This window comes from Pantoea sp. MT58 (assembly GCF_014495885.1).
Classification (GTDB): domain Bacteria; phylum Pseudomonadota; class Gammaproteobacteria; order Enterobacterales; family Enterobacteriaceae; genus Pantoea; species Pantoea eucalypti.
Map to the genome: position 1 here is coordinate 1595000 of NZ_CP061083.1, position 14946 is coordinate 1609945.

General features: G+C 55.8%; 10 protein-coding genes and 1 tRNA gene. 10 read left to right on the forward strand and 1 reads right to left on the reverse strand.

The window, feature by feature from the left end; all coding sequences use genetic code 11:
* Positions 1 to 103: 103 nt before the first annotated feature.
* Positions 104 to 179: transfer RNA gene (locus tag IAI47_RS07550), tRNA-Asn, on the reverse strand.
* A gap of 506 nt (positions 180 to 685) precedes the next feature.
* Between IAI47_RS07550 and IAI47_RS07555 the strand changes: the two genes are divergently transcribed.
* From IAI47_RS07555 to IAI47_RS07600, 10 genes are all read left to right on the forward strand, one after another.
* The gene (locus IAI47_RS07555; protein WP_008925990.1) at positions 686 to 1609 is read left to right on the forward strand and encodes a sugar ABC transporter substrate-binding protein; all 924 of its coding nucleotides are present in this window, start codon (positions 686 to 688) and stop codon (positions 1607 to 1609) included.
* 32 nt (positions 1610 to 1641) lie between these two features.
* Entirely contained in the window at positions 1642 to 3126 is a 1485-nt protein-coding gene (locus tag IAI47_RS07560) for a sugar ABC transporter ATP-binding protein (RefSeq protein ID WP_003852594.1), read from the forward strand.
* Between the two features lie 23 nt (positions 3127 to 3149).
* On the forward strand, positions 3150 to 4175 hold the full coding sequence (locus IAI47_RS07565; protein WP_181162214.1) for an ABC transporter permease: 1026 nt from the start codon (positions 3150 to 3152) through the stop codon (positions 4173 to 4175).
* Between the two features lie 452 nt (positions 4176 to 4627).
* Positions 4628 to 5545: a nitrogen assimilation transcriptional regulator NAC gene (gene nac / locus IAI47_RS07570; protein WP_003852599.1), complete on the forward strand. Its 918-nt coding sequence runs from the start codon at positions 4628 to 4630 to the stop codon at positions 5543 to 5545.
* Between the two features lie 1216 nt (positions 5546 to 6761).
* Complete coding sequence (gene cbl / locus IAI47_RS07575; RefSeq protein WP_003853203.1) at positions 6762 to 7721, forward strand: HTH-type transcriptional regulator Cbl; 960 nt, start codon at positions 6762 to 6764, stop codon at positions 7719 to 7721.
* Between the two features lie 158 nt (positions 7722 to 7879).
* Complete coding sequence (locus IAI47_RS07580) at positions 7880 to 9337, forward strand: NAD-dependent succinate-semialdehyde dehydrogenase (RefSeq protein WP_008926927.1); 1458 nt, start codon at positions 7880 to 7882, stop codon at positions 9335 to 9337.
* A 446-nt stretch (positions 9338 to 9783) separates the two neighbouring features.
* Positions 9784 to 11253 (forward strand): aldehyde dehydrogenase, encoded by a 1470-nt coding sequence (locus IAI47_RS07585; protein ID WP_008926926.1) that lies wholly within the window; start codon positions 9784 to 9786, stop codon positions 11251 to 11253.
* A gap of 28 nt (positions 11254 to 11281) precedes the next feature.
* A complete protein-coding gene (locus IAI47_RS07590; RefSeq protein WP_003852370.1) occupies positions 11282 to 11950 on the forward strand; it encodes a haloacid dehalogenase type II in 669 nt (222 codons plus the stop codon).
* Positions 11951 to 11960: 10 nt separating this feature from the next.
* Positions 11961 to 13238, forward strand: coding sequence for an FAD-binding oxidoreductase (locus IAI47_RS07595; protein ID WP_008926925.1), 1278 nt, complete (start codon positions 11961 to 11963; stop codon positions 13236 to 13238).
* A gap of 82 nt (positions 13239 to 13320) precedes the next feature.
* Positions 13321 to 14928: an ABC transporter substrate-binding protein gene (locus tag IAI47_RS07600; protein WP_008926924.1), complete on the forward strand. Its 1608-nt coding sequence runs from the start codon at positions 13321 to 13323 to the stop codon at positions 14926 to 14928.
* Positions 14929 to 14946 lie beyond the last annotated feature (18 nt).

Consider the following 14946-nt stretch of genomic DNA (forward strand, 5'->3'; position numbering starts at 1 on the left):
CTTCGAGTGGTTTTTAGTGAACGAGGGTGAACGACTGAAGGGGGATAACCAATTGATAGGAATGCAGAAAGCAGACGTCAGTGAACGTCTGCTTCCCTTAAATTGGCTCCTCTGACTGGACTCGAACCAGTGACATACGGATTAACAGTCCGCCGTTCTACCGACTGAACTACAGAGGAATCGCTTGAACGGGGCGAATATTAGCGGCGTAGATCCTGCTTGTCAAAGCCCTGTTTACTGATTTGCGTTCAGATGCTCGTAAAAGCAGCGGATTGGCGGTTTTTAGTCACTTGTGATGGATTTTCAAACTGCCAACAGGATCTCACTTTGCTGGCATTTCTCAGTAGATGTTAGATGCATGTCAAATTTTTGTTATTTGCCGATGTTAAAACAAGCGTTTCAGTGCTTTTATGATAAAAATTTCAAAACGAGATCATATGGAACAAATGAACTGCTTATCATCACGGTCGTTATCATCGGTCAGAAGTGAAACGGCATTTTGAAACTAACTGTTTGCAGATCAAGTGATTGTGAAAAGGAGTGGTCGATCACAAAAATAGCCAGAACCTGAAGTCTTACCTCAAATTTTCCGAAACAGACGCCAGACAGGCTGGGTGAATGTAAAAGATATTTTTCATTCGTGGTCCGCAGCCACTGAGCAAGTTAACAAATAAGAAGGGTCCCTATGAACATTAAAAAAACGATTGTCGCCTCACTGTTAGCCTGCATGTTACCTGCCGCCGCTATGGCAAAAGATATTTCGGTTGGCGTCTCAATGGCGCTGTTTGATGACAACTTCCTCACCATTCTGCGTACCTCAATGCAGAAAGAGATGCAGAAAGATGGCGTCAAAGGGCAGGTTGAGGATGCAAAAGGCGACGTTTCACAGCAGCTGCAGCAGGTACAAAACTTTATCGGACAGGGTGTTGATGCGCTGATCGTCAACCCGGTCGATACCAATGCGGTGAAACCGATTATGGATCAGGCGAGCAAAGCGGGTATTCCGCTGATCTTCGTAAACCGTCGCCCTGGGGCTGAACTGACCGGAAAAATGGCTTATGTCGGATCCGACTCAGAACTGGCCGGACGCTTACAGATGGAAGCGCTGGCGAAGGCGATGAACGGCAAAGGCAACGTTGCCATCCTGATGGGTGACCTGGCAAACGAAGCGACCCGCGACCGTACTAAAGGCGTGGAAGAAGTCGCAGCTAAATTCCCTGGCATCAAAATCGTTCAGAAACAGACCGCCAAATTTACCCGTAACGATGCGGTGGATGTGGTCAGTAACTGGATGACTGCCGGTGATCAGATCAATGCCATCGCCTCGAACAACGATGAAATGGCGATTGGTGCGCTGCAGGCGCTGGGTAAAAACCCGGACAAAATCCTGATCGCGGGTGTCGATGGCACACCGGATGCGCTGCAGATGCTGAAGCAGGGCAAGATGGTCGCCACAGTATTCCAGGATGCGCAGGGCCAGGGTGAAGGTGCGGTGCAGACGGCAATCAAACTGGTGAAAGGTGAGAAAGTCCAGAAAATCATCAACATTCCTTACCAGCTGATTACCAAAGAAAACATGGAACAGTTTACCAACCGTAACCTGAAATAATCGTTCCCGACCCAGCTGTACGGAGGTGATGTATGAACGCGTTTGCGCTTGAAGCCGAAGGCATCAGCAAGTTCTTCCCCGGCGTTAAAGCCCTCGACAACGTCTCGTTGCGGGTGCGTCCGGGAACGGTACATGCCTTGATGGGCGAAAATGGCGCGGGCAAATCCACTTTAATGAAGTGCCTTATCGGGATGTACCGTCCCGATAAGGGCACCATCAAAATTAAAGGGGAGCCGGTGCAGTTTCAGGACACCATGGACGCGTTGCGTTCCGGCATTTCGATGATTCACCAGGAACTCAATCTGGTGCCCTACATGACCGTCGCTGAGAATATCTGGCTGGGTCGTGAGCCAATGAAGTTTGGTTTTGTTGATCACGCCCGGCTGAATCAGAAGACGCAGGAGCTGCTCAACCGGCTGAATATCCGCCTGAAAGCGGAGAGCATGGTGGGCGAGCTGAGCATTGCGTCACAGCAGATGGTCGAGATTGCCAAAGCGGTCTCCTGGGATTCAGATATCGTCATCATGGATGAGCCCACCTCCGCGCTCACCGAAACTGAAGTGGCGCACCTGTTTACCATCATTCGTGATCTGCGGGAGCAAGGCAAAGCAATCATCTACATCAGTCACAAGATGGATGAAATTTTTAACATCACTGATGAAGTCAGTATTTTCCGCGACGGCGCCTGGATTGCCAGTGATGAGACGGCGAAATATACCCGTCAGTCGCTGATTACGCAGATGGTGGGACGTGAACTGACCCAGCTGTTCCCGAAATTCAACAGCGCCATCGGAGAAGATGTCCTGACGGTTCGCAATCTCACCTGCAAAGATCGTTTTACTGATGTCAGTTTCAACGTCCGCAGGGGTGAAATTCTCGGCGTCGCCGGACTGGTGGGTGCCGGTCGCAGCGAAGTGATGGAGAGCCTGTTCGGCATGGAGAGCTTCGACAGCGGCGAGATCTTAATTGATGGCGTGCCGGTGACGATCGACTCACCTTCCACGGCGATTGAAAAGGGCATGGCGTTTCTGACCGAAGATCGCAAAAAGTCCGGGCTGTTTCTGGTGCTGTCGGTGATGGAGAACATGAGCATCGTGAACATGCCGGAGTACAGCGGTAAAAGCGGGTTTGTCAGCCATGTGAAGATGGCGCAGGACTGCATGGACCAGATCCGTCGCCTGAATATCAAAACACCGACCATGGATCAGATCATCAACAACCTCAGCGGCGGTAATCAGCAGAAAGTCCTGATTGCCCGCTGGCTGCTGGCGCAACCGAAGATTCTGATTCTGGACGAACCGACGCGCGGCATTGATGTCGGCGCTAAAGCGGAGATTTACCGCTTAATCAGTGAACTTGCCAACCGTGGCGTGGCTATCATCATGGTCTCCTCTGAACTGCCGGAAATCCTTGGCATGAGCGACCGGGTGATGGTGATGCACGGCGGGCGTATAACCGGCATCCTCGATAAAGAAGAAGCCGATCAGGAAACCATTCTGTCGTTGGCATCCGAGTGAGGCGCGAGACCACTATGAGCAATATGAAAGCTACTGCTACCCCGGCAGCCCCGCAGCAACCCTCTTTTTTCGCCAGCCTGCGTCATAAATTGCCGAAAGATACCGGCATTTTCGTGGTGATGGTGGGGATTGCGTTAATTTTTGAAATGTTTGGCTGGTACGTGCGTGACCAGTCTTTCCTGCTCAACACCAACCGTCTGATCCTGATTGTCCTGCAGGTGGCGATTATCGGGATTATCGCCGTTGGCGTGACCCAGGTCATCATTACCACCGGTATCGATCTCTCCTCCGGGTCGGTGATTGCCCTGGCGGCGGTGGTTGCCGCGAGCCTGGCGCAAACGTCTGACAGTCTGTCACCGATGTATCCCTCGCTGGTGAATATGCCTGCGGTGATCCCTATCGCGGCCGGTATTGGCGTCGGTTTACTGGCGGGCGTCGTCAACGGCGTACTGATTACCCGCACCGGGATTCCACCGTTCATTGCCACACTGGGCATGATGGTATCGGCACGCGGTCTGGCGCAGTATTACACCCAGGGTAACCCAATCAGCTTCCTGTCCGACGGTTTTACCTCAATCGGGCAGGGTGCAATGCCGGTGGTGATTTTCCTGGTGGTGGCGCTGCTGTTCCACATCGCCCTGAAACATACCCGCTACGGTAAATATGTTTACGCCATCGGCGGCAACATGACCTCGGCGAAAGTCTCCGGTATTAACGTTAATAAGTATCTGATCATCGTCTACACCATTGCTGGTGCACTCTCTGGCCTGGCGGGTGTGGTCCTGGCGGCGCGTGTCAGCAGCGGTCAGTCAAGCATGGGGATGTCATACGAGCTGGATGCGATTGCCGCAGCTGTGATCGGCGGCAGCAGCCTGATGGGCGGCGTGGGCCGTATCACCGGCACGTTAATCGGCGCGGTCATTCTCGGCCTGATTAAAAGTGGATTCACTTTCGTTGGTGTCGATGCCTACATTCAGGACATCATCAAAGGGATCATCATCGTGGCGGCGGTCTCAATCGATATGCACCGTAACCGCAAAAAACGTTAATCAGCAGGCGTTGCCCTCTTCTGCATGCGGGAGAGGGCACTGTTTACTTTCCTCCCTCCCTTCGTCAGCGATAAGAAATCCTGCTGATAGCGTTTACATTTTTATCCTGCGCTTTACCGCTACGCTTCAGGCCCTGCAAGCCTTCATCAGGTGCAATACGTTTCCACTGCACTAAAACTGTACAGTCTGTCATCACTTTTATGCACGTCTGACTCGCAGCGTCTGCACTGTCACAGTGCGCCCGGGATCCTTACTCACACTGATTACGCATTCCTGATCCTTATTAACCCTTAAGAGGTAATCAGAAACGCTTATTTTCCGGGCCGTTAGGAAAAATCTGGCTGGACACTGACTGCTGCTCTTTAAACCTGGCCTGCATCTTGCAAAATCTCAGTTATCAGGGCGATTGGATCAGACCCATTTCGCTATTCGGGGTGAGTGACGGAGGCAAGATGAATTTAAGACGACTAAAGTACTTTGTCAAAATCGTCGATATCGGCAGTCTGACGCAGGCAGCAGAAGTGCTGCACATCGCACAGCCTGCACTCAGTCAGCAGGTCGCGACACTGGAGAATGAACTGGATCAGCAATTACTGATTCGCACCAAGCGCGGCGTTACGCCAACGGAAGCCGGTAAGATTCTCTATGGCCATGCGCGTACTATTCTGCGCCAGTGCGAGCAGGCCCAGACCGCGGTCATCAACGCCGGTCAGGTGCTGAGCGGTCAGGTGTCGATTGGACTGGCACCCGGCACGGCGGCATCCTCGCTGACCATGCCGCTGCTGCAAACCGTACGCGATCAGTTTCCGGAAGTGCTGGTCTACCTGCATGAAAACAGTGGCAGCGTGCTGAACGAGAAGGTGATGAGCGGTCAGCTGGATATGGCGGTGCTGTACGATCGCGCACCCACTGCCGGAATTAACAGTATGCCGCTGATGAAAGAGGATCTCTTCCTGGTAGGCGCCACTGATTATCCCGGTGTCAGCGTCGATCTGGCCGATGTGGCACAGATGAGCCTGTTTTTACCACGCGACTACAGCGCCGTGCGCAAGCGGGTTGATGAGGCATTTTCACTGCGTCGCCTGAGCGCGCGCATCATCGGAGAGATCGAATCAATTTCTACTCTGACCGCAGCGATTTCCAGTGGGATGGGTGTGACGGTATTACCTGAATCCGCTGCCCGTGCGCTGGTGGGATCAACGGATGCCTGGATGTCGCGCATTAACAGTCCATCGTTGAGCCTGCCGCTGTCGCTGAACATTTCCGCCCGTTTGCCGCTGTCGCCTTCCGCACAGGCGGTGAAGAATATCCTGCTGTCGCTGCTGAACAAGCCGCTGACTGAGGAGCGGGAGTTGATGTTAGTGGGGTAGGGGCGCTTGCAGCGGGCGGGTTCTGAATCGTTCTCGCTTAGCAGCGGGCCAGGTATTGAGCTGATTACGCTTAGCAGCGGGGGCGGGTCTCGCTTTGCTGCACCTTCACACTGAGAAGATTACGTTGCGCGGTGCCTGCCCACTGAGCGGGTAACGCCCGCCAGGCGGTGGCGAATTTCAGGTCTCCCGTGCAGGCGGACGCATTAAGGGGCGAACGCCCGCCCCTTAACAATCCCGGCGTCCGGCAGCCTGCGCGCCCCGCTGTGCGGGGTGCCTTCGTCACGCCCTGCGGCTCGCGGACCGTCCGGACGCGCCATCCCTGGCGCGAGCCGTCCTTTCGCCGGCGTCCTGTCGGCTCCTCCTTGCCTGCGGTTGTTCCTCAGCGCTTCGGATGCCTCTGGTAAACCCCTGCCTTTAATATCCTGGTTTTTATCGGACATGGCGTTGTCTGGTGGTTTGAAAGCCAAAGCTAATTTTGAAAACTATCAGCGGCAATGCACCAGCATTAAAAAGAAGAGGCAACATTTGATAGGGTGAAGAGCCATTCTTCCTGCCAGGCAGAGAGCCGCAGATAATCCTTCAGACTTACAGCGATGACGTACCCGACACAAAAATAAGAGATATCAGCGAGGGTAGAAGGCCATTCTTCCTGCCAGGCGGAGAGCCGCAGATAATCCTTCAGACTTACAGCGATGACGTAACCAACACAAACAGAAGAGATAAAAGCGGGGAAGGGAGGCCGTCAGAACCGCTGAGCGGATGAGGGATTTCAGGACGAGCGGCAGGGATGCCGCGAAGAGGCGGGTTCGCGCCAGGGATGGCGCGTCCCGCCGGTCCGTAAGAAATCCGGAAGAAGCGAAGGGACCGCGAAGCGGCGGTGAAGCAGGCCGGAGCCCGGGGTCAAGGGGGCGCGGCGACTGGCGCCCCCTTGTTGGTCGCCTGCAGAGGCGTAACTGAAACTCCCCAACCCGCCAGGCTAACGAAACCTTCTCAGCGCCGGTTCGCGCAGCGAACACCCCCCAGCACCCAGGTGCACCCCAGCCCGTTCGCGCAGCGAACACCCCCCAGCACCTGCGTGCACCTCAGCCCATTCGCGCAGCGAACACTCCCACCCTTTATTCCCTAAAGTCATAAAGCCAAATTTTTAAGTATTTCCAGTTATCAATAATTGTTCTTACCATCAACGAATCAGATTATGTAAAGGGAGGTAAATATCGTGAATTTCCAGCAGCTTAAAATCATCCGCGAGGCGGCCCGCTGTGAGTTTAATTTGACGGAAGTCGCTAATACGCTGTTTACCTCCCAGTCGGGTGTGAGCCGCCATATTCGCGATTTGGAAGACGAGCTGGGCGTGGAGATCTTTATCCGTCGCGGTAAGCGCCTGCTGGGCATGACCGAACCGGGCAAAGCACTGCTGACAATTGCCGAACGCATTCTGGATGAAGCAGGAAAGGTAAGAAGACTGGCTGATGTCTTTACCAATGAAACCAGCGGCATCCTGACTATCGCCACCACCCATACTCAGGCGCGCTACAGCCTGCCGAAAGTGATTAAAGCGTTCCGTCAGCTTTATCCCAACGTCCGTCTTGAGTTGAATCAGGGATCGCCACAGGAAATCGTCACCATGCTGCTGGCGGGTGAAGCAGATATCGGTATCGCCAGTGAAATGCTGGTGAATAACAGCAGTCTGGCGGCATTCCCCTGGTTCAGCTGGCATCACGCTTTGCTGGTGCCGAAAGGACATGAGCTGGTACAGAACCAGCCGGTCTCACTGAGTACGCTCAGCCGCTATCCTCTCATCACGTATCGACAGGGCATTACCGGACGTTCACGGGTTGACCGCGCTTTCCAGGCGGCGGGCCTGAAACCGGATATCGTGCTCAGCGCCCAGGACTCAGACGTAGTCAAAACCTACGTAAAACTCGGTCTGGGTGTCGGGATCCTGGCCGACCAGGCGTGTGAAACCGAAGAGAATGAAGAGCTGGAACGCCTGGATGCCACGCATCTGTTCGATGCCAGCACCGTATGGCTCGGCCTCAAACGCGGTCAGCTGCAGCGTAACTACGTCTGGCAGTTCCTGGAACTCTGCAACGCCAACCTGTCACTGGAAGAGATCAAACGTCAGGCGCTCTCCTACAGCAACGACGATGAACCGGTTATCGACTTCCAGATTTAAAGTGCGCGCATCCAGCCGGATGCGCGGCTGTTTATGCACGGCATAAAATTTCAAAACACCGCGAAAAACTATTTCACTCACCTTTCTCACCCCGCACAACAACATCCTGCGCTGACCCGGCACGATAAAGTGGAATTAACTGACCACGAGGGGATGTTATGTCGCGATTAAAACTTACCGATAGCGATCTGCTGCGCCAGCAGGCGCTTTTTGCCGGACGCTGGCAGGATGCGCATCAGGGCGCCACGCTGCCGGTTATCGATCCCGCTACGGGCGAAACGCTGGCCACCATTCCGGCGCTGGGCCGGGCGGAGACGGAGCAGGCGATAGCCTATGCAGAAACGGTGCGCATCAGCTGGGGCAAAACCACCAATGCCAGCCGTGCCGCGCTGCTGGAAAAATGGCATCAGCTGATTGTCGAACATGCTGATGACCTGGCGATCATCATGACCGCCGAGCAGGGCAAACCGCTGGCGGAAGCCCGGGGCGAGGTGCTCTACGGCGCCAGCTTTGTGAAATGGTTCGCAGAAGAGGCGCGTCGAATCTACGGCGACACCATTCCTGCACCCAGCGAGGACCGCCGCATCCTGGTGCTGAAACAGCCTGTCGGGGTGACTGCGGCTATAACGCCGTGGAACTTCCCGATTGCAATGATCACCCGCAAGGTTGCTCCGGCGTTAGCCGCCGGCTGCCCGATTATCGTTAAACCTTCGGAGCTGACACCGCTCTCGGCGCTGGCCCTGGCCGTGCTGGCAGAGCGCGCCGGATTCCCGTCGGGCGTGTTGCAGGTACTGACCGGGCTGCCCACGGAGATTGGTGCGGCGCTGACTGAAAGTCGCACGGTGCGCAAAATTTCGTTTACCGGCTCCACCCGAATCGGCCAGTTGCTGATGCAGCAGAGCGCCAACAGCATAAAGCGCCTGAGTCTGGAGCTGGGCGGCAACGCGCCGCTCATCGTGTTTGATGATGCAGATATTGAAATTGCGGTTGCCGGCGTCATGCTCAGTAAGTTCCGCAACGCCGGTCAGACCTGCGTTTGTGCTAACCGTATTCTGGTGCAGCGAAGTATCTATCCGCGCTTTACCGCACGACTGCTGGAGGCCGTTGCCACCCTGAAAGTGGGCGATGGCTTTGCGCCAGACAGCACCATAGGCCCGCTAATCAACAGCCGCGCTGTCGAGAAAGTGAACGGCCATATCGACGATGCGCTCAGTCACGGGGCAACGCTGCTGACCGGCGGCATCAGCCAGGGCAACGGCACGTTTGTGCAGCCCACGGTGCTCGGTGAGGTCACGTCCAGTATGCGTATCGCCCATGAAGAGACGTTCGGCCCGGTCGCGCCGTTGTTTATCTTTGATGATGAAGAGGAGGCGATTGCGATGGCGAATGACACGCCTTACGGCCTGGGCGCCTATTTCTTTACCGAGAATATCCGGCGAGCCTGGCGGGTGGCGGAAGCGCTGGAGTTTGGCATGGTCGGCTTTAATACCGGCGCTATTTCCCTGGAGGTCGCGCCATTTGGCGGCGTCAAACTCTCCGGTATAGGGCGTGAAGGGTCCCGCTACGGAATTGATGAATATCTGGAACAGAAAACATTTCACATTGGCAGTTTGTAATTAAATATTAAGAGAACGCCAGCCGGATCATCCGGCTGGCGTTTTTTTTTGCCTGATGCGCAACCTGAATTCTTCGGCGTCAAATAATAGTCTTTAAAAATTTAAAGAATTTATCCGGGATGTGAGGCACGTCGGTAAACGGTGAGTCAGGAATCGAAGAATGAGCGGCCTGGTCACAAATATCCGCTTTGGTGCAATTTCCGTGCAGGTTGCACCAGCAGGGCGCATAAATTTTGTGAAGTAAATCATCTGTTTAATTGTTCGGCAATTCCGCAAAAAATCCCCCGGCAATACGGCAGAAAATTTTTTTGCGCTGTTTTAAACGCATTTTTATTTTTTGCCCGGCTGGCATACTTTCTGCATTAGCTTATTAACGCCACAGAAATCGGCCAGTGAAAACGCTAATAAAACAGCAACTGATGGGTGTAACAAATAAGGATTTTTCCATGTTAAGTTTCGACCCTGAAAAAGTTTCTCTTCCGGCTGGCCATTATATTGGCGGCCAGCACTGCCAGAGCCAGGGCGCATCATTTGAGGTAAAACGTCCCTCGGATGGCAGGGTCTATGCCACGCTGCAGGACGCGACGCCGCAGGATGTTGATCGCGCTGTCACTGTTGCGCATCAGGCGCTGAAAACCAGCGGCTGGTCCGGCTGTCCGCCGCGCGAACGCGGTCGCGTGTTACGCCGCTGGGCCGATCTGATTGAGCAGGACACGCTGCTGGCTCAGCTGGAAGCACTGGGTTCGACCCGTCCAATCAGCGACGTTGTGCTGCATGAAATTCCGTTCACCGCCGAAGCGATTCGCTTCTATGCCGAATGCGCCGACAAATACAGCGGTGACCTCTTTCCAACCCGTGACAGCAGTCTCGGCATGCTGATTGCTGAACCTTATGGTGTCATCGCCGCGATTACCCCGTGGAATTTTCCGCTGTCGATGGCGTCGTGGAAATGCGGACCGGCGCTGGCGGCGGGTAACGCCGTGGTGCTCAAACCCTCTGAACTGACCCCGTTTTCAACCGTGCGTATGGCTGAACTGGCGATCCAGGCGGGCTTACCGGCGGGCGTGCTGAATATTGTTCAGGGCAGTGGCGCGGTGACCGGCAGCGCGCTGGTGACCCATCCGCTGGTGCGCAAAGTCTCCTTTACCGGCTCGACCGTGACCGGAAAACGCATCATGAGCGATGCCGCGCAGCACGGTATGAAACCCGTGACACTGGAGCTGGGCGGCAAGAGTCCGCAACTGGTATTCGATGACGCGGGTGACCTTGAGGTGCTGGCTCAGCGCATTCTGCGCGGCTTTACCGCCAACGGCGGGCAGGCTTGCGTGGCGGGCACCCGTCTTATCGTACAACGCAATATCGCCGATCCGCTGGTTGAGCGGCTGGCCCAGCTCTGCCGCGAACTTAAACCGGGCGTCACGTGGCAGGAAGAGAGCCGTTATGCGCCGCTGATCGACGAACGCCAGGGCAACAAAGTCTGCTCGGTCATTGAGGCAGCAAAAGCACAGGGCGCAGAAGTGCTGGTGGGCGGAGAGCGTTTTGCCGACACCGACAACGGCTGGTTCTGGCAGCCCACACTGCTGAGCCACGTGGCGCAGGATAACCCGGCGGTGCAGCAGGAGATTTTTGGTCCGGTGCTGACAGTACAGACGTTTGACGACGAAGAGCAGGGGCTGGCGATGGCCGCCCATGACACCTATGGCCTTTGTGCCGGCGTGCACACGCTGAGCCTGCCTCGTGCCATGCGGGCGATGCGTGCCATAGAGGCGGGCACCGTCTGGATTAACCGCTATGGACGCTCCGGCGACTTCATTATTCCAACCGGTGGCTTTCTGGGTTCTGGCATTGGTAAAGATTTAGGGCGTCAGGCGTTTCAGGCCTGCCAGCGCCAGAAAAGTGTACTCATCGATTTCTAAGCGCAACTGACAATGACGAGGGTGTTACATGGCACTGTTTAAACCGAAATTCATCACGTTTGACTGTTACGGCACACTGATTCGCTTCGATATGGCTGGCGCGGCGGAGCGTTGTTTCAGCGACCGCGTCGACCCGGATGCAATGCATGCCTTTACTACCGACTTTTCCAGCTACCGGCTGGATGAGGTGCTCGGCGCATGGAAACCCTATTACGACGTGGTCAGTAATGCGATTCAGCGCACCTGCAAAAAGTGGGGCGTGACGTGGAGCAAAGCCGACAGCGACTTTATTTACACTGACTGCGCCAGCTGGGGACCGCATCCTGATGTGCCCGCCGGGCTGGCAAAAGTGGCTAAGGAGTTTCCGCTGGTGCTGCTGACCAATTCGATGAAAGACCTGATCCCACACCATGAACCGCGTCTGGGTGCACCCATCTACCTGACCATCACGGCTGAAGAAGCGGGCGCATATAAACCCCAGATGAAAGGTTTCGAATACATGCTGGATAAGCTCGGCTGCGGCCCGGAGGAGATTCTCCATGTCTCCTCCAGCTTCCGCTATGACCTGATGACCGCCTACGATCTCGGCATCAAAAACAAGGTCTGGGTCAATCGCGGCCATGAACCGGCGAATCCGTACTACCAGTACACCGAAATCAAAGATATCGGCGGCCTGCCTGGCGTCGTCGGACTCTGAGGAACACCCCATGAAACTGGAATCGTTCTGGCAGGCCACCGCTCCCGCCTTTACCGGCGCCGCCCGCGAACCGCTGCCCGCACAGGCGGACGTGGTAGTGATTGGTGGCGGTTTCACCGGCGTCTCGGCGGCGCTTAACCTGGCGCGCCGCGGCATCAGTGTGGTGCTGCTGGAGAGTGGTGACGTGATGAGCCAGGCCTCGGCGCGCAACGGCGGCCACTGCAACACCGGTGTAGCGCAGAACTTCGCCTCGCTGGTGGCAAGTCAGGGTCTGGAACAGGCCAGCCGCTTCTATCGGGCGTTCGACGATGCGGTGAGCTATGTCCAGCAACTGATCCAGGATGAAGCCATCGACTGTGACTTCCGGTTGTGCGGCAAGCTTAAGCTCGCCAGCAAAGCGTCGCACGTGGCCGGACTGCGGGAGGCGTATGAACTGATGCGTCGCACCGTAGACCCGGAGATCGAACTGCTCGACAAAACGGCGGTGCGCGACGAGATCGCCAGCGACGATTTCCACGGCGGCCTGCTGCAGAAACGGGGCGGTCAAATGCACATGGGTAAGTTTGGCGTCGGGCTGGCTGAAGCCGCTGCACGAAGCGGAGCGAAGATTTTTCCGCATCACGCGGTAACGAAGTTAGAGCGACTCAAAGGCTATCAGCACCGGATACACACGGCGCAGGGCACCATTGTGGCGGATAAAGTCCTGATGGCGACCGGCTGCTCCAACGTCGGTCCTTTCCCCTGGTTTCAGCGCCGCATTGTGCCGGTCGGCAGCTTTATTGTGGTGACCGAAGCGCTGGACCCGGTGCTGCTGCGCCAGGTGCTGCCCAACAATCGGACTTACGTCACCTCGCTGAATATCGGCAACTACTTTCGCACGACTGCTGACAGCCGTCTGGTGTTTGGCGGCCGTGCCCGGTTTGCCGTCAGCAACCCGACATCCGATTCGCGCAGCGGCGAGATCCTGCGCCGCGCCATGACGCAGATGCTGCCGCAGTTAGGCCAGGCAGCGGTGGATTACTGCTGGGGCGGCATGGTTGACATGACCGCCGACCGTCTGCCGCACGCGGGCGAACAGGATGGCCTGTTCTATTCGCTGGGCTACAGCGGTCACGGCACGCAGATGTCGGTGTGGATGGGGCGGGTGATGGCCGATCTGCTGACCGAAAAGCGCACTGAAAATCCCTGGCAGCGCGACACATGGCCCGCGCTACCCGGTTATCACGGCAAGCCATGGTTTTTACCGCTCGCAGGACTCTATTACAAAGCAAAGGATCGCCTTTCATAACGTCCCGTCGGGTGCTGGCCGCCAGGTCACCAGCACCGCCAGAACATCATTCCCGGTTCGCCTGACTATTGAGGGTAGAGAGATGAGTAAATTTGATAATAACGATGCTGATGCGATAAATCCGGCACTGACGCGCATGATCACTGAAGGCTCACTGTCACGTCGCAGCCTGATGAAAATCCTCTCCGCGGGCGCGGCGATGAGCAGCGGCCTGATCGGTTTTTCAGGGAAAGCACTGGCGGATGACAAGCCGGTTAAAGGCGGAAAACTGCGGGCAGCGATGTCGAATGCGTCAGCCACCGACACGCTCGATCCTGCCAAAAGTAACAACAGTGCGGATTACACCCGTCAGTTTATGTTCTACAGCGGCCTGACCGAACTGGATAAAAACCTGATGGCGAAACCGGCGCTGGCCGAATCGATTGAATCCAGCGACGGCATCACCTGGCATATCAAACTGCGTAAAGGGGTGACCTTTCACGATGGCAAACCGCTGACCGCGAAAGATGTGATCTTCTCGCTCAGCCGCCACAAAGATCCTGCCATCGCCTCTATCGCTTTTAAGCTGGCCGATCAGTTTAAATCGTTCAGTGCGGTGAATGACAATGAGGTGCAGCTGGAGCTCAACAGTGCCAACTTCGATGTCCCTTACATGCTGGCAACGCCACCGTTTTTAATTGTGAAGGATGGCACCACCGATTTCAGCAAAGGCATCGGCACTGGTCCCTTTGTCTGCAAAACGTTTATGCCGGGGACGCGCACCATCGGCACGAAAAATCCCAACTACTACAAGCCCGGACTGCCCCATCTGGATGAGGTGGAATTGATTGGTGTCACCGACGGTGCGGCACGCGTCAATGCCCTGATGTCGGGCGATCTGCAGATAGTGTCGACACTGACCGCCGCTGACTGCAAGCGCCTTAAAGGCAGCAATGAATTTGGTGTGCTGGAGAGTAAATCGGGCATGTATACCAACCTGATCATCCGCACCGATGTTAAGCCAGGTAACAACGAAGATTTCGTGCTGGCAATGAAATACCTGCAGCCGCGCGAAATGCTGGTGAAAACGGTACTGCAGGGATACGGCGACGTCAGTAATGACACCCCGGTTCCGCCGTGGCATCCGCTTTACAACGCCGACCTCAAGCCGCGCCCGCTCGACGTTGAAAAAGCGAAATTTCATATCAAAAAGGCAGGCATGACAGGCTCCACAGTAGAGATCATCACTACGCCGAATATCGAAGGCGCCAACGAAGGCGGACAGCTGATTCAGCAGATGGCGCGTGGGGCGGGTCTCAACGTGAAAGTACGCCGCGTGCCCTATGACGGTTACTGGTCTTCGCACTGGATGAAAGATCCGATCGGATATGGCTCGATAAACCCGCGTCCAACGCTCGATATGCTCTTTTCTCAGTTCTACCTCTCTACGGCCCCGAACAACGAATCGGGCTGGAAAAATCCCCAGTTTGATCAGCTGGTGGTCGCCGCACGCGGTGAGCGCGATCAGGCAAAACGCAAGCAGATGTATGGCGACATGCAGGCCCTGATCTATGACCACTGCGGCACGATTATCCCCACCTTTATCAGCTCCACCGATGGTTATAACAGGAAGGTTAAAGGGGTAGAGGCCTGGCCGTCGGGCATGATGATGGGTTATCGCTTCCATGAGTTTGCGTGGCTGTCAGCCTGATCCCCGCCTGGCCCAACA